Origin of the sequence: Acinetobacter sp. YH16042 (assembly GCF_013417245.1) — a bacterium.
Lineage (GTDB): Bacteria > Pseudomonadota > Gammaproteobacteria > Pseudomonadales > Moraxellaceae > Acinetobacter > Acinetobacter amyesii.
This window is the reverse complement of sequence record NZ_VPEJ01000118.1, coordinates 1-1,386: the sequence shown is the minus strand read 5'-3', so window position 1 is coordinate 1,386 and position 1,386 is coordinate 1. Positions and strand designations below refer to the sequence as shown.

Below are 1,386 nucleotides of genomic sequence, written 5' to 3'. Positions count from 1 at the left end.
TACTTATTTTCAATGATCTTTTTACATATTCTATTTTTGATTGAACCTGATCATCGTATTTAAACAGGTCTTTAAAACACGGATACAGATTAATGAAGTAATCAGAGGGATTTATAATCGCATCAAAAGGGATAATTGTATGTTTTGCTTTTAACTCAACCTCAACCCTTAACCAGTCGCTATTTTTATCCCCTAATTGCTTTCCTTTTTCATAAGCCCTAAGCATTTTATCTGAAGTACGGCAACCGATCTGCAAAGTACGCCCTAGCTTATCTCTATCTAAATATTTCCAATCACCGAACCAAGTTACACGTGCAGGCTTTCCAAAATAGTAAAATTCCCCGTTCGTTTCTCTTTCATTCAGATCATCAATATCTAAATAAGTACCATCGTAGTCATCATGTGCTAAATCCAGTCTTGTAATTTTTGCGCCTTGCGCCTTATTTAAGAATTGATATAACTTTTCTTGCCAGCCGTAGTCACCCATCAAGCAACCCTGACCAGATAACATCACAAGCATTGTGTTGTTTTGACCACCTATGCAGAGATCACCGACCACGACATCATCATGATTAATAATTTCATAACATTGTTCATAGAAGTTTTTGCCATTTTTTCTTTTTTTACCGACTTTAAATCCGAAAATTTGCTCTAACTTTTCCCCCATTGCTTCTATGCAGGCATCGTTAATAAATTCTTCTGAGAGTCCAATATAGTGATCCGAAAACGTGTAACGCTTTAAGGAGAATGAAATCCAATCTATAAACGCTATTTCATGTTCAGCAGGTGCAGACACCAGTAGGATTTTTGGATTGCCTTGATCATCAATAACCAACTTTACTTCGTTAGCCGCTTGCCAATCTTTTAGGACTTCGTTAGATGGAATTTGAGCCTTCGAGTTTTGCCACGTATTACTAACGTGGCACTCCCACGGGCTGACAGTGGGTAAAGTCCGATTTTTCAGGAAATCATTGGCGAATTTAGAATAGTTTTCAGGTGTAGCAGTTGTAAAAGGGGTATTTTCCCCATAAAATTTAGTCATGGACATTCCTTCTTAATGTTCATCAAGGGCTATGGTGTTGACGCACTGATAGCCCATTTTTATGCCTGCTGCTTTTGTGCCTGTCGATCTATTGCGTTCAGGTCTTTAACTTCACAGGACTTCGCTTGTTAGCTTCTTACGTGCAATAAACAATCTACACTAAACAAATAATATAAATCAAGGCTGTGTGGTGTGGGTGTGCGTACACGGTACGCCACACACCACACAACCTTCCCCTTCCATTCGGCTTCGCTGTACCTGTCATTAGGCGCAAATGCCTTCAAATTGGTAATCAGAGAGGAAAAGGCTAGTAACTCATAGTCCGTCAGTTCGATGGCACTCCG

General features: G+C 39.2%; 1 protein-coding gene. It reads right to left on the bottom strand.

Annotated elements, in window-relative coordinates:
- Positions 1-1,042 (bottom strand): replication initiation factor domain-containing protein (locus tag FTV37_RS17425; protein WP_180064340.1); only part of this gene is annotated, 1,042 nt, incomplete at its 3' end.
- Positions 1,043-1,386: the final 344 nt, after the last annotated feature.